Source organism: Sphingomonas donggukensis (assembly GCF_023674425.1).
Taxonomy (GTDB): domain Bacteria; phylum Pseudomonadota; class Alphaproteobacteria; order Sphingomonadales; family Sphingomonadaceae; genus Sphingomonas; species Sphingomonas donggukensis.
Map to the genome: position 1 here is coordinate 115,974 of NZ_CP098401.1, position 20,961 is coordinate 136,934.

Sequence of the window (20,961 nt, forward strand, 5' to 3'; positions counted from 1 at the left end):
AAGATGCGCGGCGTTCGCCAATGTACGTTTCGCAACTGGGCCCCGGCCTTCGCCGGGGAACATGAGGGTAGAATATGAGCACCGAAGTCAAAGTCCCCGTCCTGGGCGAATCGATCACCGAAGCGACGCTCGGCGAGTGGCTGAAGCAGCCCGGCGACCCGGTGAAGGCCGACGAGCCGATCGCGAGCCTCGAGACCGACAAGGTCTCGATCGAGGTGCCGAGCCCCGTCGCGGGCGTGATGGGTGCGCACGGCGTGAACGTCGGCGACACCGTGTCGGTCGGCGCGACGATAGGGTCGATCGAGGCCGGCGACGGGGCAGCGGCCACGCCCGCTCCGGCTGCGACGCCCGCACCCGCACCCGCCGACACCGCGGGCCAGCAGGCACCGGCATCGGGCGATGCCCCCGCCGCGCTCAGCCCCTCGGTCCGCCGGGCGGTGCTTGAAACCGGCGTCGATCCCGCGACGATCAAGGGCACTGGCAAGGACGGTCGCCTGACCAAGGACGACGTGCTGTCGGCCAAGGCCGCGCCGACGGCAAAGCCGCCGTCGGACGGGGGCGCTGCCCCCGCCGGCCGTGCGGACGCTGCGCCCGCCGCCGAACCTGCGGTTCGTCGCGAAGAACGCGTCCGCATGACCCGCCTCCGCCAGACGATCGCCAAGCGCCTGAAGGATGCGCAGGACACCGCCGCGATCCTCACCACCTTCAACGACGTCGACATGACCGCAGTCATCGAGGCGCGGACGAAGTACAAGGACCTGTTCGAGAAGAAGCACGGCGTGCGCCTCGGCTTCATGGGCTTCTTCGTGAAAGCCGCCTGCATGGCGCTGAAGGACGTGCCGAGCGTCAATGCGGCGATCGAAGGCGACGAGATCGTCTATCACGACTATGCCGACATCTCGGTCGCGGTGTCGGCGCCGGGTGGCCTCGTCGTCCCCGTAATCCGCGATGCCGACCAGCTGTCGGTCGCGGGCGTCGAGAAGACGATCGGCGATTTCGGCAAGCGCGCCAAGGACGGCACGCTGAAGATGGACGAGATGAAGGGCGGCACCTTCACCATCTCGAACGGCGGCGTCTTCGGCTCGCTGCTGTCGACGCCGATCATCAACATGCCGCAGGCCGCGGTGCTGGGCCTCCACCGCATCGAGGACCGCCCCGTCGTCCGCGATGGCCAGATCGTGGTGCGTCCGATGATGTACCTCGCGCTCAGCTACGACCACCGCCTGATCGACGGGCGCGAGGCGGTAACGTTCCTCGTCGCGCTCAAGAACGCGATCGAGGATCCGACGCGGATTTTGATCGACCTGTAATTTGATCGTCACCCCAGCGCACGCTGGGGTCTCAGGCCGCTTGAGATGCCAGCCTTCGCTGGCATGACGTGGAGAAAATGAAATGGCTGAATACGACTTCGACGTCCTCGTGATCGGTGCGGGCCCCGGCGGCTATGTCGCGGCGATCCGCGCGGCGCAGCTGGGGCTGAAGACCGCGTGTGCCGAGGGGCGCGAGACGCTGGGCGGCACGTGCCTGAACGTCGGGTGCATCCCGTCGAAGGCGATGCTGCATGCGTCCGAGCTGTACGACCACGCCGCCAATGGGACGATGGCGAAGCTCGGCATCAAGGTGACGCCGGAGCTCGACCTCGACACCATGCACGGCCAGCGCCGCGATGCGGTGAAGCAGCTGACCGGGGGCATCGAATTCCTGTTCAAGAAGAACAAGGTCGAGTGGCTGAAGGGCTATGCGGCGTTCACGTCCGGCGACACGGTGCAGGTCGGTGACCGCACCGTGCGCGCGAAGAATATCGTCATCGCCACCGGATCGTCGGTCACTCCGCTGCCCGGTGTTGCCATCGACAACGACGCGCATGTCGTGGTGGACAGCACCGGCGCGCTCGAGCTGCCAAAGGTGCCCGAGCATATGGTCGTGATCGGCGGCGGCGTGATCGGGCTGGAGCTCGGCAGCGTCTGGCGGCGGCTGGGAGCCAAGGTCACGTGCGTCGAATTCCTCGACCAGATCCTGCCCGGCTTCGACGGTGAAATCCGCAAGGAAGCCAACAAGATCTTCAAAAAGCAGGGCATCGAGTTCAAGCTGTCGACCAAGGTTACCGGCGTCGCGGTGGACGGCGGCAAGGCGACGCTGACGCTCGAGCCGGCGCAGGGCGGTGACGCGACCACGCTCGACGCCGACTGCGTGCTCGTGTCGATCGGGCGCAAGCCGAACACCGACGGCCTCGCACTCGACAAGGCGGGCCTGACCGTCAACCAGCGCGGGCAGGTGGAGATCGATCATGATTTCCGCACGTCCGTGCCGGGCATCTGGGCGATCGGCGACGTCGCACCCGGCCCGATGCTCGCCCACAAGGCCGAGGACGAGGGCATCGCGGTCGCCGAGAATATCGCAGGGCAAACCGGCATCGTGAACCACGATATCATCCCGAGCGTCGTCTATACCTGGCCCGAGATCGCCGGCGTGGGTCTGACCGAGGAAGCGGCCAAGGCCAAGCTCGCGGAAACCGGCGGCGAGGTGAAGGTCGGCAAGTTCCCGATGATGGCCAACAGCCGCGCCAAGACGAACCACGAGCCGGACGGCTTCGTGAAGATCATCTCGGACGCGAAGACCGACCGCGTGCTCGGCGCGTGGATCATCGCTGTGCCCGCCGGCACGATGATCGCGCAGGTCGCGCAGGCGATGGAATTCGGCGCGACGTCGGAGGACATCGCCTATACCTGCCACGCGCATCCGACCCATTCGGAAGCGATCAAGGAGGCCGCGATGGGCGTGCGCGGCAAGGCGATCCACATCTGACCGCAGCGGCAACCCCCACCGGCCCGACCGCCTGAATGGACCGCCACAGCTTCGTCGCCGGCACGTCGCCCTATGACGCGCCCGACATGCCGGCGGGCACGCGCGTGCGCTATTTCGCGCCGGCGCCGGCACTGGCGGGGTCGATCACCGCCTACAATGCCTACGGCGCGATCGATGCCGCGCCGCGGGTCGATCCGTTCCTGCCGATGATGATGATGGTCAACATCCTGATCGACGCCGGGCCGGTGTCGGTGCGGATTCGCAACCATCGCTATGACGACGTGCCCGCGGTCGCGCTGTACGGCGCGATGACGCGGCCGCTGGTGGCGACCACGCAGGGCGGGATCATGATCGGGGCGGGGATCAGCCCGGTCGGCTGGGCGCGGCTGTCGCGCCGATCGGCTGTCGATTTTCACAACCGCGTCGCGCCGCTCGGCGGATTGTTCGGGCCGCACTGGGGGGAGCGAGTGCGCGCCGACTTGGCCGCGGCGAAGGACGATGCCGACATCCCGGCGATCCTCGACCGGCATTTCGCGCCGCTGCTCGACACGCCGCATCCGTACGAACCCGTCATCGCCGGGCTGGGCGCCGCGATCGCGAACGACGCGGAGGTCGATATCGTCACGATCGCGGCGCGGCTGGGCGTGACGACCGCGGCGCTGCGACGCATCGCGCACAGCTATTTCGGGATGCCGCCCAAGCTGCTGCTGCGCCGCGCGCGCTTCTTCCGCTCGTTCCTGCGAGAGCCGGGGCTGGTCGGCGGCAACGGGCCACGCACCATCGAGCCCGCCTATTACGACAGCTCGCACTACCTGCGCGACGCCGGCAGCTTCCTGGGCACGACGCCCCGCCGGTTCCTGAAGCAGCCCGCCGACTTCCTCCGCGGCTCGCTCGCCAGCCGGGCGCTGACGCTGGGCGTCGCGGCGCAGGTGTTGCACCACGTCGATCCGGCAGCGCACTGAGCTTTCAGACCCGCCGCACGCGCCCTTCACGTGCCGTCGCCAGCGCCACCGCGACGGTTAGCGCCGCCGCTGCCACTGCCGCCACTGTGACCGCCGACGCGAGCGACTGGCGGCTCGCCACCGTGCCCAGCACCGCGCCGCACACGAAGCCCGCCCACAGCAGCAGGTACGGCACCCATCCCCCGCGCGGACCGCTGCCCATCAGGCCGTTCGCGAAATGCTGCGCGGCGCGGACCAGCGTGCCGGTCATGTAGGTGACGCCGATCGACACTTCGCCGTCGCGGTTGAACACGCCGTTCTCCGCGCCCATCGCGAAGGCGAGCAGCAGCAGCGCCGCCATCGACAGCCCCTGCCATGCGCAGCCCGCTGCGACCGCGATGGCAAGCGTCACCACCAGCATCACCGCGACCTTGCGCCGCGGTTCCCAGCGCGCGGCAACGACGCTCGCCGCGATCACGCCAGACAGGAACATCATCACGAGCGCCGCCGCGATCCGCAGCGCGCCCCAGTCGCCGTTCGCGATGCCGATGCCCATACGCGTGCTGTTCCCGCTCATGAACGATGCGAAGAACCCGCCTAGCTCGATCCACGCGATCGCATCGACGAAGCCGGCAAGCGTGGCGAGGGCGGTGGCGATGCCGATCATCGCGGGCGGATAGCGGGTCACGGGCCGGATGATTGCCGCAGTGCGGACGCCCGCGCCAGCGGTTTTGCGGCGAGCCGAGATATGGTCATTGCGCGCGGCGGCGGCTAACCGGTCGGGCGTGACCCCGCTGCCCATATCCCAGATCGGCCCCGTGCTGCCGTACCTCGACCTGTTCGGGATCGCGGTGTTCGCGACGTCGGGCGCTTTGGCCGCGACGCAGCGCGCGCAGACGTTGGTCACCGCGGCGTTCTTCGCGCTCATCACCGGCGTCGGCGGCGGGTCGGTGCGCGACCTGCTGATCGGCGCGCCGGTTTTCTGGACGCACGATCCGTGGGTGGCGGCGGTGTGCCTCGCCGCCGCGGCGCTGATCTGGGTCACGCCGCAGCACTGGTGGGCGGGCAAGGCGCTCGACTGGCTCGATGCGGTCGGTCTTGCGGTCTATGCGGTGTTCGGCGCCGCCAAGTCGCTCGATTACGGCATCCCCCCGGTCCCCGCCGCGCTGATGGGAGTGGTGACGGCGTGCGTCGGCGGCATCATCCGCGACGTACTGGCGGGGGAGCCGTCGATCCTGATGCGCCCCGAACTCTATGTGACGGCGGCGGCGCTGGCGTCGGGCCTCTACATCGGCCTCGACGCGCTGGGCGTAGCGTCGTTCGTCGCCGCCCCGGTCGCGGCGATGGCCGGCTTCGCACTGCGCGCCGCGGCGATCGCGTGGCAGCTCAGGCTGCCGGCGTATCGGGGGATGCGGTGAACTGGCGGCGGACCTATCTCGGCATTCGCTGGATGGTCGACCGGGATATCGGAGCGAACAGGCGACCGTTATCCTTGTTCATTCCCTTCTTCCTTCTGCTCCTCGGCGTTGGCGACCTTGCCACGGTGCGATGGCTGTGGCTGCCCGTCGTGATCCCAATCACGATCTTTGCCGCCCTCGCACTGGGGTTCGCCTTGTGGCGAATGTGGCGGGTGATGAAGGCCTTCAGTCGTCATGGCGATCGTAACTACGACAAGCGTGCGAAATTCGGGCTGCCGTGCGAGTATCGTCGATCGGAAAGCGCGAGCAAAGCCCTCTTCCGCCGCCGCGCTACCCCCGCACCACGCCCACCGCGCTGAACGGCTTCGGCTCGACCGGCGGCACGCGGCTGTCGTTCAGCAGGCATTGCCAGTAGCCGACATCGATCCAGCGGCCCTGTTTGAAGCCGACCTCGCGGAACACGCCCGCGCGGCGGAAGCCGACGTGTTCGTGCAGCCGGATCGAATGGTCGTTGGGCAGTGACAGCACGCCGATCGCCTGAGTGAAGCCCTGCGCGCGGAGCGTGTCGACCAGCGCCTCGTACACCAGTCGCCCCGCGCCCTGGCCGATCATCGGGCCGGCGACGTACACCGACGTCTCGACCACGTAGCGGTACGCTGGGCGGTCCCGAAAGCGGGTGGCATAGGCATAGGCCAGAACGCCGCCGCCTTCGCCGTCCGCATCGCCGTTGGTCGCGACCAGCCACGGGTAGAAGCCGTCCGACGCCGCGATCCGCCCGCGCATCGCCCGTGCGTCCGGCGCCTCGGTTTCGAAACTGACCGTGCCGCCCAGCACATAGGGTGCGTAGATCGCGGCGATGGCGGCGGCGTCCTCTGCCCGCGCGGCGCGGATCGCGATCATCCGAACAGCTTTGCGTAGAGCAGGTCGGCGAGGCTCAGGTCGCTCATCTTCGCCGACGGCGGCGCGAGCGCGGCGCATTCGAGACAGCGCACCTGGACCGCGGAGCCGGTCGCGAGGCGCCGCGCATCGGCGATGGCCTGCGCGAACACCGCGCGGCGATCGGCGGCGATGCGGCTGATCGGGTCCAGCCCGGCCTGGTCGACGCGGTCGTCCTCCTCCTCGGGCGCGGCCCAGCTTTCGGCGAGCTTCGCGGTCCACGACGGTTCCTTGTCGAGGTACACGGCATGGACCTTGGCCGGGTCGAGCTTCGCGCGGCGCGCAGCCTCGGCGATGGCGTCGGGCAGGCCGCCGAACCGGTCGACCAGCCCGATCTGGCGCGCGGTGCCGCCGTCCCACACGCGACCCTGGCCGATTTCATTGACGCGCTCGGGCGTCATCTTGCGCGCGCCGGCGACGAGGGTGATGAAGCGGCGATAGCCCTGTTCGATCCCCGACTGGATCACCGCGTCGAGCTCTGGGGAGAAGCCCTTGAACACGTCGGGCTGGCCGCTGAGCGGGGTCGTCGCGACGCCGTCCGCGGTCACGCCGATCTTGGCGAGCGCATTCTCGAAGCTCGGCAGGATGCCGAAGATGCCGATCGACCCGGTGATCGTGTTCGGCTCGGCAAAGATCGTGTCGCCCGCGGTCGCAACCCAATAGCCGCCCGACGCGGCGAGCCCGCCCATCGACACGACGACCGGCAGCCCCTTGGCCTTCGCCTGCAGCACCGCCTGGCGGATTTCCTCCGACGCCAGCGCCGATCCACCGGGCGAATCGACCCGCACGACCAGCGCCTTCAGCGATTTCTTGGCCAGCCCGTCGAGCAGCAGCTTCGACACGCTCGCGCCGCCGGCGGTGCCGGGGCCGGCCTTGCCGTCGACGATTTCGCCCGCGACGGTGATGACGCCGATCGCGTCGCCGGTGGTGGGAACGGGGTTGGCGCCGATCCAGTCGGCGAGGCGGATCGCGTTGAAGCTGCCCGCGGGCTTCGTCGCGTCATGCCCGGCGATCTCGGCGACGCGCTTGCCGAACGCCACGCGATCGCCCAGCTTGTCGACCAGCCCGTAGGCGAGGTTCATCTTGGCAAGGTCGCCGCCCGCCGCCACCGTCACGGCACCCGGCCGCGCGATGACGTCGGCGATGCGCGCCTTGGGCCGCGCCTTCGCGACATTTTCCTTCCAGCGTTCGAAGATCGCGCCGTAGAGCGCGACGTTGGCGGCGCGTGCCGGTTCGGACTGGCCGGTCAGCGTATAGGGCTCGACCGCCGACTTGAACTGGCCGACGCGGTACACGTGGACGTTGACGCCCAGCTTGTCGATCAGCCCCTTGTAATAGAGCTGCGACCCGCCCGGCCCCATGAACAGCGTGCCGCCCATCGGATTGACCCAGACTTCGGACGCGTTGGCGGCGAGCAGGTAGCTCGCGTCCATGTAACCCGTGGCATAGGCGAGCACCGGCTTGCCCGATGCGCGGACGCGGCCGACCGCGTCGGCGACTTCGGCCACGGTCGAGGGATAGCCGCCGGCGAAGCGATCGAGGTCGAGGACCACGGCCTTGACGCGGGTATCGGTGCGGGCGGTGTCGAGCGCGCGGACGACGTCGCGGGCGCGGATTTCGCGCAGCACCTCGCCGCCGCCGATGCCGGCAAACGGATCGACTTCCTGCGGCTGTTCCACCAGCCGCCCGTCGAGCGCGACCAGCAGCGCGCCGTCCTTGATCGCGCGGGCATTGGGGCGGGCGTTGAGCGCCGCGAACAACACGCCGAAGAACAACAGCATGAAGGCGAGGACCAGGAAATCCTTGATCCCGACCAGCAGCTTCCAGGCGCCCCGAACCAGCTTCACGTCATACCCCGCAGGAAATGTGTCGATGCCGCCGGTGCTAGAGCATGGCGCGGGGGGAGGCAACGGCCTGTATTACGGGGGCAATACAGGCCGTTGCCTCTTGGGCGCCGCGCGGGGGACGGGGGGGGCGAGGGTCGCGCGGCGCCCTATCCGGTCACCTGCCGCCGATCTTCGGCAGCGTGAAGGGCAGGCGGCTGAGGCCGGGCAGGCCGGTCCAGCCCGGCAGGCCGACCGACAGCGGGCTGCCGCCCGATGCGACGCCGATGCTGGCGTCGCTGCCCTGCGGCGGATTGGCCTGCGCAACGCTCAACGTGATCGCGCTGTTGCCGTCGTTGGGGTTGGTGACGTTCAGCGATCCCACGCCGATGCCGATCACGTCGGCCACCTGCGTCCGCCGCCCGGTGCTCGATTCGGAAATCGCGACGTCGGTCAGCGCGAACGGGCCGAGCGCCGACACGGTCGCCAGCTCGCCGCGCTGGCGCTGGGTCTCGCCGACGTTGACCGCCACGGTGGAGCTGCCGGTGTCGGGGCGCAGCGACACCGTGCCGATGCCGATCCCGGCGATGCCGGCGGCGGGGTTGGGAACGGACTGGGCATAGGCCGCGGGAGCGACGATGCCCGACGCGAATGCGGCGGCGGTCATGACGGGACGAAACCAGGTCGGCATGTGCGGTCTCCTTCACCTTGGACGCGACGGGGGTGTCGCGGAGACATCAGAAGCGCCCCGAAAGCGTGAACCAAATCTTGCCGGTCGGGGTGCGATCGCCGCCGCTTCGGGTCCATGTACGCGCCGTTAAGCAGCGCGCGTCCGGCGCGTGCGTGCGCGGTGCGGTCGCGCGCGCTCGGTCCGTTTCGGAAGCGGTTGGCCGCGGGATCCGTCGCCGGTGCCCGGCGGTCGGTCGCTCCCGCACGGATCGGCGCCGCTCGGGGCCTTGACGACTCACCGGACGCTTCACATATGCGCCGCACTGGCACTCGCCACAGGGGAGTGCCAACCTGTCTTTCTGTCACGAAAAAAGGGACCAAGCTCCATGAACTTTCGTCCGCTGCACGACCGCGTGCTCGTCCGCCGCGTCGAGGCCGAGGAAAAGACCTCGGGCGGGATCATCATCCCCGACACCGCCAAGGAAAAGCCGCAGGAAGGCGAAGTCGTCGCCGCCGGCGCCGGTGCCAAGAACGACAAGGGCGAAGTCTCGCCGCTCGACGTGAAGGCCGGTGACCGCATCCTGTTCGGCAAGTGGTCGGGCACCGAGGTCAAGGTGAACGGCGAGGATCTCCTCATCATGAAGGAGAGCGACATTCTGGGGATCATCGGCTGAGCCGACCCCCCAATCGGCTCTCAACTTTGTCAACATTCGCATTTGAAAGGTCAGCCAGATGGCAGCCAAGGACGTGAAATTCAGCCGTGACGCGCGTGAGCGCATCCTGCGCGGCGTCGACATCCTCGCCGACGCGGTGAAGGTGACCCTGGGCCCGAAGGGCCGCAACGTCGTCATCGACAAGAGCTTCGGTGCGCCCCGCATCACCAAGGACGGCGTCACCGTCGCCAAGGAAATCGAGCTCAAGGACAAGTTCGAGAACATGGGCGCGCAGATGGTGCGCGAAGTGGCCTCGAAGACCAACGACATCGCCGGCGACGGCACGACCACCGCGACCGTTCTGGCGCAGGCGATCGTGCGTGAGGGCATGAAGTCGGTGGCCGCCGGCATGAACCCGATGGACCTGAAGCGCGGCATCGATCTTGCCGTCGTCAAGGTGGTCGAGGACGTGAAGGCGCGCTCCAAGCCCGTGTCGGGCTCGAGCGAGATCGCCCAGGTCGGCATCATTTCCGCGAATGGCGACAAGGAAGTCGGCGAGAAGATTGCGGAAGCGATGGAGAAGGTCGGCAAGGAAGGCGTCATCACCGTCGAGGAGGCCAAGGGCCTCGAATTCGAGCTGGACGTCGTCGAGGGCATGCAGTTCGACCGCGGCTATCTGTCGCCCTACTTCATCACCAACCCGGAGAAGATGGCGGTCGAGTTGAACGACCCGTACATCCTGATCCACGAGAAGAAGCTCAGCAACCTGCAGGCGATGCTCCCGATTCTGGAAGCCGTCGTCCAGTCGGGCCGTCCGCTGCTCATCATCGCCGAGGACATCGAGGGCGAGGCGCTCGCCACCCTCGTCGTCAACAAGCTGCGCGGCGGCCTGAAGGTCGCAGCGGTCAAGGCACCGGGCTTCGGCGATCGTCGCAAGGCGATGCTCGAGGACATTGCCGTCCTGACCAAGGGCGAGGTGATCTCCGAGGATCTCGGCATCAAGCTCGAGACCGTGACGCTCGGCATGCTCGGCACCGCCAAGCGCGTGACGATCGACAAGGATAACACTGTCATCGTCGATGGTGCCGGTGAAGCCGATGCGATCAAGGGCCGCACCGATGCGATCCGCCAGCAGATCGAGGTCACGTCTTCGGACTACGACCGCGAGAAGCTGCAGGAGCGTCTGGCCAAGCTTGCCGGCGGCGTTGCCGTCATCAAGGTCGGCGGCGCGTCCGAGGTCGAGGTGAAGGAGCGCAAGGACCGCGTCGATGACGCTCTCCACGCGACCCGCGCCGCGGTCGAGGAAGGCATCGTTCCGGGCGGCGGCACCGCGCTGCTGTACGCGACGAAGGCGCTGGACGGCCTGAAGGGCGACAACGACGACCAGACGCGCGGCGTCGACATCGTCCGCAAGTCGCTGACCGCATTGGTCCGCCAGATCGCGGCCAACGCCGGCCAGGACGGTGCGGTCGTCTCGGGTCGCCTGCTCGACGGCAACGATTCGTCGATGGGCTTCAACGCTGCCACCGACACCTACGAAAACCTGGTGCAGGCCGGCGTGATCGACCCGACCAAGGTCGTCCGCACCGCGCTCCAGAACGCAGCGTCGGTCGCGGGCCTGCTCATCACGACCGAAGCGGCCGTGAGCGAGCTGCCCGAGGACAAGCCGGCAATGCCGATGGGCGGCCACGGCGGCATGGGCGGCATGGGCGGCATGGACTTCTGATTTTCGACCGGGCGAGCGAAGGCTCGCCCGGACAGAAAATCGGAACGGCCGGCGGAGCCGACAGGCTCCTTCCGACGTCCAGGCAGCGGCTTTGCCGCTGCCATACCTACGCAAAACAAGAGGCCGGCGGAGCGATCTGCCGGCCTTTTTTGCGCGCCGAAAGTGCTGCGCCAGCTACCGGTTAAACACGACCTTAACCCTTTGCGCCCAAGTGAGAGCTACAGTATTTCAGGGCGTTGACGATGACACCTCATCAAATCGAATTGGTCCAGGACAGCTTCGTCCACGTCGTGCCCCTGTCGGAGGAGACGGCGGCGGCCTTTTACGAACGGCTGTTCCAGATTGCGCCGGGCGTCCGCCGGATGTTCGCCGACGACCTGACCGAACAGGGTCGCAAGCTGATGCTGACCCTGACCGTGATCGTCGACGGGCTCGACCGTATCGACCAACTCCTGCCGATCGCGCGCGAACTGGCGGTGCGCCATGTCCGCTACGGCGCGCGCGAGGCGCATTATGATGCGGTCGGCATGGCGCTGCTCGACACGCTGAAGGTCGGGCTCGGCCCCCGCTGGACCGAGGAGCTCGCCGCGGCCTGGGGCGCGGCGTACCAGCTGCTGGCGGGCGCGATGATCGAGGCTGCCCGCAAGGCGGCATGAACGCGTCCCCGACCCCGAAGATCGCGACCGCGGCGGCGAACCTGCGTGCCGTGGCGGGCAGTCTCGAATCGATCGCCGACGCCGTCCGCACCGACGCCGCGGCGGCGACCGAGGTCGTGCGCCAGCTGGAGGACACCGCGGGCGAAACCGCACTGCTGGCGACCGCGCTCGCTACCGCCGCTGCGCAGATCGAACACGCCGTCGCCGCGCAGGCCGCGCTGCTCCGCGATGTCGCCCGCAACACCGGCGACAGCCTGGCGATGGTCGAGGCGCTGGCCCAGGCCGGGCAGGGCATCGATTCGATGTCGGCGACGATCGGCGCGATCGCCGGGCGCGGGCGGATGCTGGCGCTGAACGCGCGGATCGAAGCGGCGCGGGCGGGGGCGGTGGGCCGCGGCTTCGACGTCGTCGCGCACGAAATGGGGGCGCTCGCCCAGTCCACGCTGGCCGCGACCCGGGATATCGAGGATCGCACCGGCACGATCGAACGCGGCGTAACCGCGACGCGCACCGCGTTCGAGGGCGTCAACAGCGCGGTCGAGAACGAACGCCGGCTGATCGGCGACATCGTCGCGGCGATCGAGGAGCAGAAGGGCATCGCCGCCGAGGTCGCGCGGCTGACCGACACCACCCGCGCCGAAATTTCCTCGTCGGCGGAAGCGATCGGGCGGGTCAGTACCTCGGCTGCCGCGGTCGGCGTGCTCGCCCGCCAGGTGAAGCGCACCGCCGCGGCGCTGGAAGCCGCCGCGAGCGATTGATCGCTTCGCCGCTCCGCGCGTTCCATTCCCGAACCGCATTGGAGCGAGCCCATGAAACTCTATTATTCCCCCGGCGCGTGCAGCCTGGCAGACCATATCGCCCTGCACGAGGGCGGCTTTGCCTTCGAGCATGAGAAGGTCGACCTGAAGACCAAGAGGACCGAAACCGGCGCCGATTTCGCGGCGATCAATCCCAAGGGCTATGTGCCGGCGCTGGTGCTCGACAGCGGCGAGACGGTCACCGAGAATATCGCGATCCTGTCGTGGATCGCTGCCGAGAAGCCTGATCTCGCTCCCGGCGGCGCGATGGGCCACACCCGCCTGCTCGAGACGCTCGCCTATATCTCGACCGAGGTGCACAAGAGTTTCAAGCCGTTTTTCACGCCGGGCGCGAGCGATGCCGACAAGGCGAAGGCGGGCGAGCAAGTGACAAAGCGGCTACAGCTGATCGCCGACCATTTCGACGGCGATTATCTGTTCGGCGACCGGTTTAGCGTCGCCGACGCCTATTTGTTCGTGATGCTGATGTGGGCGCAGAAGAACGGTGTGACGATCCCCGACCCGCTGCCGGCCTTCGCCGAGCGCATGAAGGCGCGGGCCGGGGTCCGTACCGCGCTGGAGCATGAGGGACTGTCGTGAGCACCCGAAGGCGCGGGATCAGTCCCGCGCCTTCATCGCCGCGATGATCTTCTTCACGTCCTGGCTGCGGCCCTTGGGCAGGATGAGGACGTCGCTGCCCGACGCCACCACGATGAGGTCGCTCACCCCGACCAGCGCGACGCGCAGGCCGTCCGAGCGCACGAAGCAATTGGTCGCGTCGACCGAGATGACTTCGCCGGCATGGGTGTTGCCGGCATCGTCCGACGCGCTGATCGCATCGAGCGCGTCCCAGCTGCCGAGATCGCTCCACCCCATGCTGACCGGCACGACCGCGACCCGCGACGCCTTTTCCATCACCGCATAGTCGATCGATTCGGACGGGCTGGCGGCGAAGGCGTCGGCGTCCGGCCAGATGCGCGTCCCCTCGCGCCGCGCGGCGTCCATCGCGCTTTGCGCCGCGGCGACCATCGCCGGTTCCTCGCGGCCCAGCACTTCCAGATAGCGGTCGGCGCGGAACAGGAAGATGCCGCCGTTCCACGCATGGCCGCCCGCGTCCAGCATCGCCTGCGCGCGTTCCAGCGGCGGCTTCTCGATGAAGCGGTCGACGCGGTGGACGCCGGCCGCCAGCACCTCGCCGACCTTGATCCAGCCATAGCCGGTTTCCGGCGCGTTTGGGCTGATCCCGAAAGTGACGAGCCAGCCGTCCTGTACCAGAGGCAGCGCCGCGGCGATCGCGGCGTGGAAGGCGGCGACATCGGCGATGACATGATCCGACGGCATCACCAGCAGCGGCGCCGCACCGCCCCCCGCCGCGATCGCCGCCAGCGCGATCGCCGGCGCGGTGTTGCGCCCCATTGGCTCGAGGATCAGCGCGGCGGGCGCGGTGCCGACGCCGCGCATCTGGTCCTCGACGTCATCGGCGTGGGCGGCGTTCGCCACGACGATCGGCGCGGCGAAATCCGATCCGCCGGGGGTGCGCCTGGCCGTCAGCTGCAACATCGTCTCGTCCGCGGTCAGCGCCAGCAGCTGCTTGGGCCGTTCGGGCCGCGACATTGGCCACAGGCGGGTGCCCGAACCGCCGGACAGGATGACGGGAACGATGGCCGGCGCGTCGGGCATGGGGGTGTCTTCTCCGATGATGGGGCGGGTGTAGCGGAACGCTTCGGGTGTACAACGCTCCCGATCGACGCCGGTGCCGCGCGGCGTTCAGCATTTCTTCGCCAATTTGCGCGAGATGGGATGCGTGTCGGCAGACTTTACACCCCTCTCGGCCAGGCGGCGCGCACGATGATTCGGTTGTTCAAACATTATGTGCCGAACGCCGTGCTGCTGCTCGGGCTGTTCGACATCGTCGTGCTGATGCTGGCCGCCGAGTTCGGCTGGACGATCCGCGCGGGCCAGATCGGCATGCTGGTCGAGCCGGTCCACACGCGCATCCCGCAGCTCGTCAGCTTCGCCGCGACGATCGAGATCGCGATGGTCGCGGTCGGCGTGTACGGGGCGGAGGCGTTGCAGGAAATCCGCTACGCCGCGGTCCGCCTGCTCGTCGGCGTCGCGATCGGCGTCATCATCCTGAGTGCCGTCTTCTTCCTGGTGCCGGCGCTCAGCCTGTGGCGATCCAACCTGCTGTACGCGATGGGCATCGCCGTCGCCGCGCTCCTGTTCCTGCGCATCCTGCTCGGCAAGACATTGGGCAGCCAGGCGTTCAAGCGCCGCATCGTCGTGCTCGGCGCCGGCCCGAGGGCGGCGCGGCTGAAGGAACTGGCGGCGAAACCCGGCTCGGGCTTCGTCGTCGTCGGCTATGTCAGCATGAGCGAGGCGAACCGCGTGATCCCGGAGGCGATCGCCCGCGATGCGATCTACAACCTCGCCGACCATGTCGTGCTGCTGAACGCGAGCGAGGTCGTGCTGGCGCTGGAGGAACGGCGCAACGCGCTGCCGCTCAAAGATCTGGTGCGGATCAAGACCACCGGCGTCCACGTCAACGACACCTCGACCTTCTTCGAGCGCGAGACGGGCCGCGTCGACCTCGACAGCGTCAATCCGTCGTGGCTGATCTTCTCCGACGGCTTTTCGTCGGGGCGGATGTTTTCCAGCGTGTTCAAGCGGCTGTTCGACATCGCCGCCAGCCTGATCCTGCTGACGCTGATGCTGCCCGTCATCCTGCTGACCGCGCTGGCGGTGAAATATGAAAGTAAGGGGCCGGCCTTCTACCGACAGCGCCGGGTCGGGCTCTACGGCCTCGGTTTCGACTGCATCAAGCTGCGCTCGATGCGCACCGATGCCGAAGCCGCGGGCAAGGCGGTGTGGGCGGAAAAGGACGATCCGCGCATCACCCGCGTCGGCCGCTTCATCCGCAAGACCCGCATCGACGAGCTGCCGCAGTGCTGGAGCGTACTGAAGGGCGAGATGAGCTTCGTCGGCCCGCGCCCCGAACGCCCCCAGTTCGTCGACGACCTCGAAACCAAGCTGCCCTATTATGCCGAGCGCCACATGGTGAAGCCCGGCATCACCGGCTGGGCGCAGATCAATTACCCCTATGGCGCGTCGATCGAGGATTCGCGGCAGAAGCTGGAATTCGACCTGTATTACGCGAAGAATTATTCGCCCTTCCTCGACCTGCTGATCCTGCTCCAGACGCTCCGGGTCGTGCTCTGGCCCGACGGCGCGCGCTGAGGGGCGGCGCGTGACCGACGCCTTCGTCCTGTGGAGCCACGCGCTACCGGCGCTGCTGTTCGCGGCGCTTGCGCTGTGGGCGGTGCGCCGCGCCGACGACGACGGCCTGCCGCGCTGGCCGCTGGCGACGATGCTGGCGGTGACCGCAGTGTGGGCGTTGGCGATTGCGGGGATCGGTCCGTCCGATCCGGCGACGCGGCTGATCGACGGTATCCGCAACCTGGCGATGTTCGCATTGATGGCGGCGCTGCTGCGACGTGGCGGAGCGACCGCGCCCGCGGGCATCGCCCCGATCTACGGCGTCGTCGCGGTCGTCGTCGTGTCGGGCACGATCCTGCAACTCGTCGCCGCGGCATTGGCCGGGCAGGCGGACGGGGCCGAAGTCGCGACCGCGGCGATGCTGCTGCGCGTGATGGTCGATGTCGCCGCGCTGATGCTGGTCCACAATCTGCACGGCGCGCGCCGGCGCGGCGACGTCGCGCTGCTGTGCGCGGCGCTGGGCTGCATCTGGGGCGCGGACCTGGGGCTTGCCACGACCGCCTATCTGACGGGCGAATGGCTGCCCGCGTTGCAGGTGGTGCGCGGGGCCGCGACCGCGCTGGCCGGGGGGATGATCGCCGCGGCGATGCAGCGCCGCGATCGCCGCCCGGTCGCGGTGTCGCGCACCGTCGCCTACCAGTCGCTGTCGCTGGTCGCGATCGGCGGCTATCTGACGCTGCTCGCGCTCGTCACCAGCGGGCTGTCGGCGATCGGCGGCGCCAATGCGCGACTGTATCAGACCGCGTTCGTGTTCGGATCGGCAGCGGCGGCGCTCACCCTTGCCTCGTCGCCGTGGCTGCGCGCCTGGGCCAAGGTGAAGATCGCCAAGCACCTCTATCGCCACCGCTATGATTACCGCGCCGAATGGCTGCGGTTCACCGCGACGCTCGCGAAGTCCGCCGCCGACGCGCCGCTGGCGACGCGGGTGGTGAAGGCGGTCGCCGACCTCACCACCTCGCCCGCCGGGCTGCTGCTGGTCCGCGACGGCCCCGCGCTTGGCGTCGGCGCGGCCTGGAACTGGCCCGATCCGCCCGCGACCGGCGCACCTGCCGCCTTGGTCGAGCACCTCGCCGCGAGCGAGCGCATCGTCGAGCTCGACCCGCTGCGCGCCGGCCACGGCGATGCGACCGAGCGCGATGCGGTACCGGCGTGGATGCTGGCGGATGCCGCCGGCTGGGCGCTGGTACCGCTGATCCACGACCGCGATCTGGTCGGCGCGATCCTGCTCGCGCGCCCGCCGCTCGACCGCGCGCTCGACTGGGAGGATTTCGACCTGCTGAAGGTCGCGGGGCGCCAGGTCGCCAGCTACCTTGCCGAAGCGCACGCGCAGGAGGCGCTCGCCGAGGGGCAAAGGTTCGACGAGTTCAACCGCCGCTTCGCGTTCATCGTCCACGACATCAAGAATCTGGTGAGCGGCATCAGCCTGGTCGCGCGCAATGCCGAACGCCACGCCGACAACCCCGACTTCCGCGCCGACATGATCGCGACCCTCCAGGATTCGGCGGCCAAGATGAACGCGCTGCTCGCACGACTGTCCGCCGGCGATCGGGCGCGCGCCGAAGCGAGCGTGCCCGTACCCCTCGTCGCCTTTGCCGAGCGGCTGGCGGGCATGCGCCGCGCGACGCATCCCGTCTCCGTCGCCGGCGATGCGGGCATCATCGCGCAGGCCGATCCGGTGCGGCTGGAGCAGCTCGTCGGGCATCTGCTGACCAACGCCATCGAGGCGAGCGCCGCGGGTGCACCGGTGACGATCGAGGTGTCGGGCAACGACGGGCAGGCCGTGATCGCGGTGCGCGACCGGGGCTGCGGCATGACGCCCGCCTTCGTGCGCGACCAGCTGTTCCGCCCGTTCGTGTCGTCGAAGCCCGCAGGCTTCGGCATCGGCGCATTCGAGGCGCGGCAGCTCGCTGAAAGCATGGGCGGGCGCATCGACGTCGAAAGTCGGGAGAATGAAGGATCGATGTTCCGCGTGACCCTGCCCGCCGCACCGGCATTCGAGGCTGCGGCATGACCGAGAAAGTGCTGCTGATCGTCGAGGACGACGTCGCGCTCCAGCGGCAATTGCGTTGGGCCTATGACGGCTACCGCGTGCTCGTCGCCGCCGACCGCGCCGAGGCGCTGACGCTGCTGCGCGCCGAGGAGCCGGCGGTGGTGACGCTCGACCTCGGCCTGCCGCCCGATCCCGACGGCGTGACCGAGGGCTTCGCGACGCTCGCCGACATCTTGACGATCAAGCCCGATACGAAAGTCATCGTCGCCTCGGGCCACGGCGAACGATCGAGTGCGCTGCGTGCGATCGGCGAGGGGGCGTTCGATTTCTATGCCAAGCCGATCGATATCGATACGCTCGGCCTGATCGTCGCGCGCGCCTTCCACGTGCATGCGCTGGAGACGGAGAACCGTCGTCTGGCCGAGGGCGGAGCGGTGAGCGCGCTCGGCGGCATGATCACCGCCGCGCCCGAAATGCTGAAGGTCACCCGCACGATCGAGCGCGTCGCCTCCGCTGACGTGTCGGTGATGCTGCTGGGCGCGTCAGGCACCGGCAAGGAACTGCTGGCGCGCGGGCTGCACGAGACCAGTGGGCGGCGTGGGGCCTTCGTCGCAATCAACTGCGCCGCGATTCCGGAAACTTTGCTCGAAAGCGAGCTGTTCGGGCATGAGAAGGGCGCCTTCACCGGCGCGGTGAAGACGACCGAGGGCAAGATCGACCAGGCGCAGGGCGGTACCCTGTTCCTCGACGAGATCGGCGACGTGCCGCTGCCGCTCCAGGTCAAGCTGCTGCGCTTTTTGCAGGAGCGCGTGATCGAGCGGGTCGGCGGGCGCAAGGCGATCGCGGTCGACACGCGCATCGTCTGCGCCACGCACCGCGACATCGACGCGATGGTCGCCGCGCAGAGTTTCCGCGAAGACCTCTACTATCGCCTGGCCGAGATCGTTGTCCGCATCCCGTCGCTCGCCGAACGCCCCGGCGATGCCGGCCTGCTCGCGCGCCATTTCCTGAATACGCACGTCGCGCGGATGAAATCGGGGGTGAAGGGGTTCGCCCCCGACGCGCTTGCGGCGATCGATATGCACCCGTGGCCCGGCAACGTCCGCGAGCTGGAGAACCGCGTGAAGCGCGCTGCGATCATGGCGGACGGCGCCCGCGTCACCGCCGCTGACCTCGACCTCGGCGAAACCGATGAGGATGCCGCCGCGATCAACCTGCGTGCGGCACGCGAAACCGCCGACCGAAAGGCGATCCGCCACGCGCTCGCCCGCGCCGACGGCAATATCTCGGGCACCGCGCGCCTGCTCGGGATCAGCCGCCCGACGCTCTACGACTTGATGAAAAGCTATGACCTGCAACCTTAGGCTGCTGCTGCTCGCCCTGGCCTCGGCGATAGCGGTGGGCGCGCCCGCGCACGCCGCCGACCTCGCAGCCCAAAGCGCCGCGGCGAGCGACCACGGGCGGTTCACGACCGCACGCCAGCTTGCGCGTCAGGCGGTCGCCGAGACGCCGGCGTCCGGTGCCGCGCATGTCGCGCTGGCCCGCGCCGCGCTCGGCGAAGGCGACGGCATCACCGCTGAGGCCGAGGTTGCGCGCGCCACCGAGAACGGCGTGGCGCCCACGCGCACCCGGCACCTGCTCGCCCACGCCCGCCTGTTGCAGGGCGACGCGACGCGCGCACTCGCCATCGCGAAGACCGCCGATGCGGCGGACTGGGTGTACGGCCTGCGCATCCAGGCGTTCGCGCTGGCGGCGATGGGCAATCCGGGTGCGGCGAACGACGTGCTGGCGCTCGCCATCGCGCGCGCGCCGAGGGACGCCGCGCTGTGGGCCGACGTCGGGCGGTTCCGGCAGGGCGTCGGCGACGTCGCCGGTGCGATCGCCGCCGCAGACAGCGCGGTCGCGCTCGACCGCGGCAATGTCGCCGCGCTGCTGCTCCGGGCGCGGCTGGTGCGCGACCAGTTCGGGCTGGTCGCGTCGCTGCCGTGGTTCGAAACGGCGCTGAAATACGATCCCGCGAGCTATGCCGTGCTGATCGACTATGCCGCGACGCTGGGCGATGCCGGCCGCGCGACCGACATGCTCGCCGCCACCCGTCGCGCGCTGGCGGTTCGGCCCGGCGACCCGCAGGCGATGTACCTGCTGGCGGTGCTCGCCGCGCGCGCGGGCAAGGTCGATCTCGCCCGCGACCTGCTCGACCGCACCGGCGGCGCGCTCGACGGGCAGCCGGGACCGTTGCTGCTCGGCGCCACGCTCGATCTCGAAGCGGGCGATTCGGAACAGGCGGTGGTGAAGCTCCGGAATCTCATCGGGCTCCAGCCGCTCAATGTCCGCGCCCGCCAGCTGCTCGCCGTGGCGTTGCTCCGAAGCGACGCTGCGCGTGACGCGCTCGACGTGCTGCGCCCGATCGCGCTGCGCGGCGATGCCGACGCCTATACGCTGACGCTGTCTGCGCGCGCATTCGAGCGGATCGGCGACCGCGCGAACGCAGCGCAGCTGCTCGACCGCGCCGCGCATCCCGGCCTCGGCGCCGCGGATGTGTTCGGCCCCGACGGCAGCGTGCCCGCGCTTGCCGCTACCGCGCAGGGCGATCCGACCGGCGAGCCGTCGACCGCGATCCCGCTGATCCGGGCGCTCATCGCCAATGGTGACACCGCCGGTGCGCTCCAGCGCGCGCAGGCTGTCGCCGACGCCAATCGTGGCGCGCCCGGTGGCGCGATCCTGCTCGGCGACACGCTGATGTTGCTCCGCCGCCCGGCCGATGCTGCCGTCGCCTACGCACGCGCGGCGACGATGATGTTCGACGAGCCGACGTTGCTGCGGCTGGCCGAAGCGCGCGAGGCCGCGGGCGACCGCGCCGGCGCCGCCGATGCGATCGCGCTGTTCCACACGCAGAACCCCCGCAACCTCGCCGTCCTGCGCCTGATCGCGCGCGGCCAGGTCGCGTCGGGCGACTTCGCTGCCGCGGTCGATACGCTGGAGCAGGTGCGCGCCCGCACCGGCAACCGCGACGCGGCGCTGCTGGCCGATCTGGCGGTGGCCTATGGCGGAGCGGGCAATGTCGCGACCGCGCAGAGCTTCGCCGCCGCCGCCTACCGCTTGGCCCCGGCCAATGCGATGACCGCCGATGCCTATGGCACCGCGTTGCTTGCCGCGGGGGACGCCGGCGGCGCGGTGCAGCTGTTGCAGAAGGCTGCGGTCCTGGCGCCCGACAACGCATCGGTCCGCGCGCATCTGGCGCAGGCCTACGCGCGGCGGGGCTGAGGACGCA

The 20,961-nt window shown here is 69.3% G+C and carries 19 protein-coding genes; 14 read left to right on the plus strand and 5 right to left on the minus strand.

Going from position 1 to position 20,961, the window contains the following annotated elements; all coding sequences use genetic code 11:
* Positions 1-74: 74 nt before the first annotated feature.
* From odhB to M9980_RS00550, 3 genes are all read left to right on the plus strand, one after another.
* A complete protein-coding gene (gene odhB / locus M9980_RS00540) occupies positions 75-1,310 on the plus strand; it encodes a 2-oxoglutarate dehydrogenase complex dihydrolipoyllysine-residue succinyltransferase (RefSeq protein ID WP_250752312.1) in 1,236 nt (411 codons plus the stop codon).
* Between the two features lie 82 nt (positions 1,311-1,392).
* Positions 1,393-2,805 carry a dihydrolipoyl dehydrogenase gene (gene lpdA / locus M9980_RS00545; protein WP_250752313.1) on the plus strand — a complete coding sequence of 471 codons (1,413 nt, stop codon included), beginning with the start codon at positions 1,393-1,395 and terminating at the stop codon, positions 2,803-2,805.
* 35 nt (positions 2,806-2,840) lie between these two features.
* Positions 2,841-3,767: a hypothetical protein gene (locus M9980_RS00550; protein ID WP_250752314.1), complete on the plus strand. Its 927-nt coding sequence runs from the start codon at positions 2,841-2,843 to the stop codon at positions 3,765-3,767.
* A gap of 4 nt (positions 3,768-3,771) precedes the next feature.
* On the opposite strand, the gene M9980_RS00555 is transcribed toward M9980_RS00550, so the two are convergent.
* Entirely contained in the window at positions 3,772-4,434 is a 663-nt protein-coding gene (locus M9980_RS00555; protein WP_250752315.1) for a YoaK family protein, read from the minus strand.
* Between the two features lie 97 nt (positions 4,435-4,531).
* On the opposite strand from M9980_RS00555, the gene M9980_RS00560 reads away from it, so the two are divergent.
* Positions 4,532-5,164: a trimeric intracellular cation channel family protein gene (locus M9980_RS00560; RefSeq protein ID WP_250752316.1), complete on the plus strand. Its 633-nt coding sequence runs from the start codon at positions 4,532-4,534 to the stop codon at positions 5,162-5,164.
* Positions 5,161-5,523: a hypothetical protein gene (locus tag M9980_RS00565; protein ID WP_250752317.1), complete on the plus strand. Its 363-nt coding sequence runs from the start codon at positions 5,161-5,163 to the stop codon at positions 5,521-5,523. Before M9980_RS00560 ends, M9980_RS00565 begins: the two co-directional genes overlap by 4 nt.
* On the opposite strand, the gene M9980_RS00570 is transcribed toward M9980_RS00565, so the two are convergent.
* The 3 genes from M9980_RS00570 to M9980_RS00580 all read right to left on the minus strand — a co-directional run bounded on the left by M9980_RS00570 (position 5,495) and on the right by M9980_RS00580 (position 8,614).
* Positions 5,495-6,064, minus strand: a complete 570-nt coding sequence (locus M9980_RS00570) for a GNAT family N-acetyltransferase (protein WP_250752318.1) — start codon at positions 6,062-6,064, stop codon at positions 5,495-5,497. The two genes, M9980_RS00565 and M9980_RS00570, sit on opposite strands and share 29 nt — an antisense overlap.
* A complete protein-coding gene (gene sppA, locus M9980_RS00575; protein WP_250752320.1) occupies positions 6,061-7,947 on the minus strand; it encodes a signal peptide peptidase SppA in 1,887 nt (628 codons plus the stop codon). The genes M9980_RS00570 and sppA overlap by 4 nt, the downstream gene beginning before the upstream one ends.
* Positions 7,948-8,101: 154 nt before the next feature.
* Positions 8,102-8,614, minus strand: a complete 513-nt coding sequence (locus M9980_RS00580; protein WP_250752321.1) for a hypothetical protein — start codon at positions 8,612-8,614, stop codon at positions 8,102-8,104.
* A gap of 364 nt (positions 8,615-8,978) precedes the next feature.
* Between M9980_RS00580 and groES the strand changes: the two genes are divergently transcribed.
* The 5 genes from groES to M9980_RS00605 all read left to right on the plus strand — a co-directional run bounded on the left by groES (position 8,979) and on the right by M9980_RS00605 (position 13,024).
* Entirely contained in the window at positions 8,979-9,266 is a 288-nt protein-coding gene (gene groES / locus M9980_RS00585; protein ID WP_250752322.1) for a co-chaperone GroES, read from the plus strand.
* Between the two features lie 58 nt (positions 9,267-9,324).
* Positions 9,325-10,971: a chaperonin GroEL gene (gene groL, locus M9980_RS00590; RefSeq protein ID WP_250752323.1), complete on the plus strand. Its 1,647-nt coding sequence runs from the start codon at positions 9,325-9,327 to the stop codon at positions 10,969-10,971.
* Positions 10,972-11,213: 242 nt separating this feature from the next.
* Positions 11,214-11,627 (plus strand): globin family protein, encoded by a 414-nt coding sequence (locus M9980_RS00595; RefSeq protein WP_250752324.1) that lies wholly within the window; start codon positions 11,214-11,216, stop codon positions 11,625-11,627.
* The gene (locus M9980_RS00600) at positions 11,624-12,385 is read left to right on the plus strand and encodes a methyl-accepting chemotaxis protein (protein ID WP_250752325.1); all 762 of its coding nucleotides are present in this window, start codon (positions 11,624-11,626) and stop codon (positions 12,383-12,385) included. Before M9980_RS00595 ends, M9980_RS00600 begins: the two co-directional genes overlap by 4 nt.
* A gap of 51 nt (positions 12,386-12,436) precedes the next feature.
* A complete protein-coding gene (locus M9980_RS00605; RefSeq protein WP_250752326.1) occupies positions 12,437-13,024 on the plus strand; it encodes a glutathione binding-like protein in 588 nt (195 codons plus the stop codon).
* Positions 13,025-13,042: 18 nt separating this feature from the next.
* On the opposite strand, the gene M9980_RS00610 is transcribed toward M9980_RS00605, so the two are convergent.
* Positions 13,043-14,038: a mannose-1-phosphate guanylyltransferase gene (locus tag M9980_RS00610; RefSeq protein ID WP_250755006.1), complete on the minus strand. Its 996-nt coding sequence runs from the start codon at positions 14,036-14,038 to the stop codon at positions 13,043-13,045.
* Positions 14,039-14,272: 234 nt separating this feature from the next.
* Here M9980_RS00610 and M9980_RS00615 point away from each other — a divergent pair, with 234 nt between their 5' ends.
* The 4 genes from M9980_RS00615 to M9980_RS00630 are packed head-to-tail and all read left to right on the plus strand — an operon-like array spanning position 14,273 to position 20,954.
* The gene (locus tag M9980_RS00615; RefSeq protein WP_250752327.1) at positions 14,273-15,661 is read left to right on the plus strand and encodes a TIGR03013 family XrtA/PEP-CTERM system glycosyltransferase; all 1,389 of its coding nucleotides are present in this window, start codon (positions 14,273-14,275) and stop codon (positions 15,659-15,661) included.
* Between the two features lie 10 nt (positions 15,662-15,671).
* Positions 15,672-17,711 (plus strand): XrtA/PEP-CTERM system histidine kinase PrsK, encoded by a 2,040-nt coding sequence (prsK, locus tag M9980_RS00620; protein WP_250752328.1) that lies wholly within the window; start codon positions 15,672-15,674, stop codon positions 17,709-17,711.
* The gene (gene prsR, locus M9980_RS00625; protein WP_250752330.1) at positions 17,708-19,054 is read left to right on the plus strand and encodes a PEP-CTERM-box response regulator transcription factor; all 1,347 of its coding nucleotides are present in this window, start codon (positions 17,708-17,710) and stop codon (positions 19,052-19,054) included. The genes prsK and prsR overlap by 4 nt, the downstream gene beginning before the upstream one ends.
* On the plus strand, positions 19,038-20,954 hold the full coding sequence (locus tag M9980_RS00630) for a tetratricopeptide repeat protein (protein ID WP_250752332.1): 1,917 nt from the start codon (positions 19,038-19,040) through the stop codon (positions 20,952-20,954). Before prsR ends, M9980_RS00630 begins: the two co-directional genes overlap by 17 nt.
* The last annotated feature ends 7 nt before the right edge of the window (positions 20,955-20,961 follow it).

Excerpts from the sequence above, each read along its gene's own strand:
- M9980_RS00615 (WP_250752327.1), top strand. The coding sequence starts at position 14,273 with ATGATTCGGTTGTTCAAACATTATGTGCCGAACGCCGTGCTGCTGCTC.
- M9980_RS00605 (WP_250752326.1), top strand. The coding sequence starts at position 12,437 with ATGAAACTCTATTATTCCCCCGGCGCGTGCAGCCTGGCAGACCATATC.
- prsR (WP_250752330.1), top strand. The coding sequence starts at position 17,708 with ATGACCGAGAAAGTGCTGCTGATCGTCGAGGACGACGTCGCGCTCCAG.
- M9980_RS00580 (WP_250752321.1), bottom strand. The coding sequence starts at position 8,614 with ATGCCGACCTGGTTTCGTCCCGTCATGACCGCCGCCGCATTCGCGTCG.
- M9980_RS00630 (WP_250752332.1), top strand. The coding sequence starts at position 19,038 with ATGACCTGCAACCTTAGGCTGCTGCTGCTCGCCCTGGCCTCGGCGATA.
- lpdA (WP_250752313.1), top strand. The coding sequence starts at position 1,393 with ATGGCTGAATACGACTTCGACGTCCTCGTGATCGGTGCGGGCCCCGGC.
- M9980_RS00610 (WP_250755006.1), bottom strand. The coding sequence starts at position 14,038 with ATGTCGCGGCCCGAACGGCCCAAGCAGCTGCTGGCGCTGACCGCGGAC.
- odhB (WP_250752312.1), top strand. The coding sequence starts at position 75 with ATGAGCACCGAAGTCAAAGTCCCCGTCCTGGGCGAATCGATCACCGAA.
- M9980_RS00550 (WP_250752314.1), top strand. The coding sequence starts at position 2,841 with ATGGACCGCCACAGCTTCGTCGCCGGCACGTCGCCCTATGACGCGCCC.
- M9980_RS00570 (WP_250752318.1), bottom strand. The coding sequence starts at position 6,064 with ATGATCGCGATCCGCGCCGCGCGGGCAGAGGACGCCGCCGCCATCGCC.
- M9980_RS00600 (WP_250752325.1), top strand. The coding sequence starts at position 11,624 with ATGAACGCGTCCCCGACCCCGAAGATCGCGACCGCGGCGGCGAACCTG.
- M9980_RS00595 (WP_250752324.1), top strand. The coding sequence starts at position 11,214 with ATGACACCTCATCAAATCGAATTGGTCCAGGACAGCTTCGTCCACGTC.
- groL (WP_250752323.1), top strand. The coding sequence starts at position 9,325 with ATGGCAGCCAAGGACGTGAAATTCAGCCGTGACGCGCGTGAGCGCATC.
- groES (WP_250752322.1), top strand. The coding sequence starts at position 8,979 with ATGAACTTTCGTCCGCTGCACGACCGCGTGCTCGTCCGCCGCGTCGAG.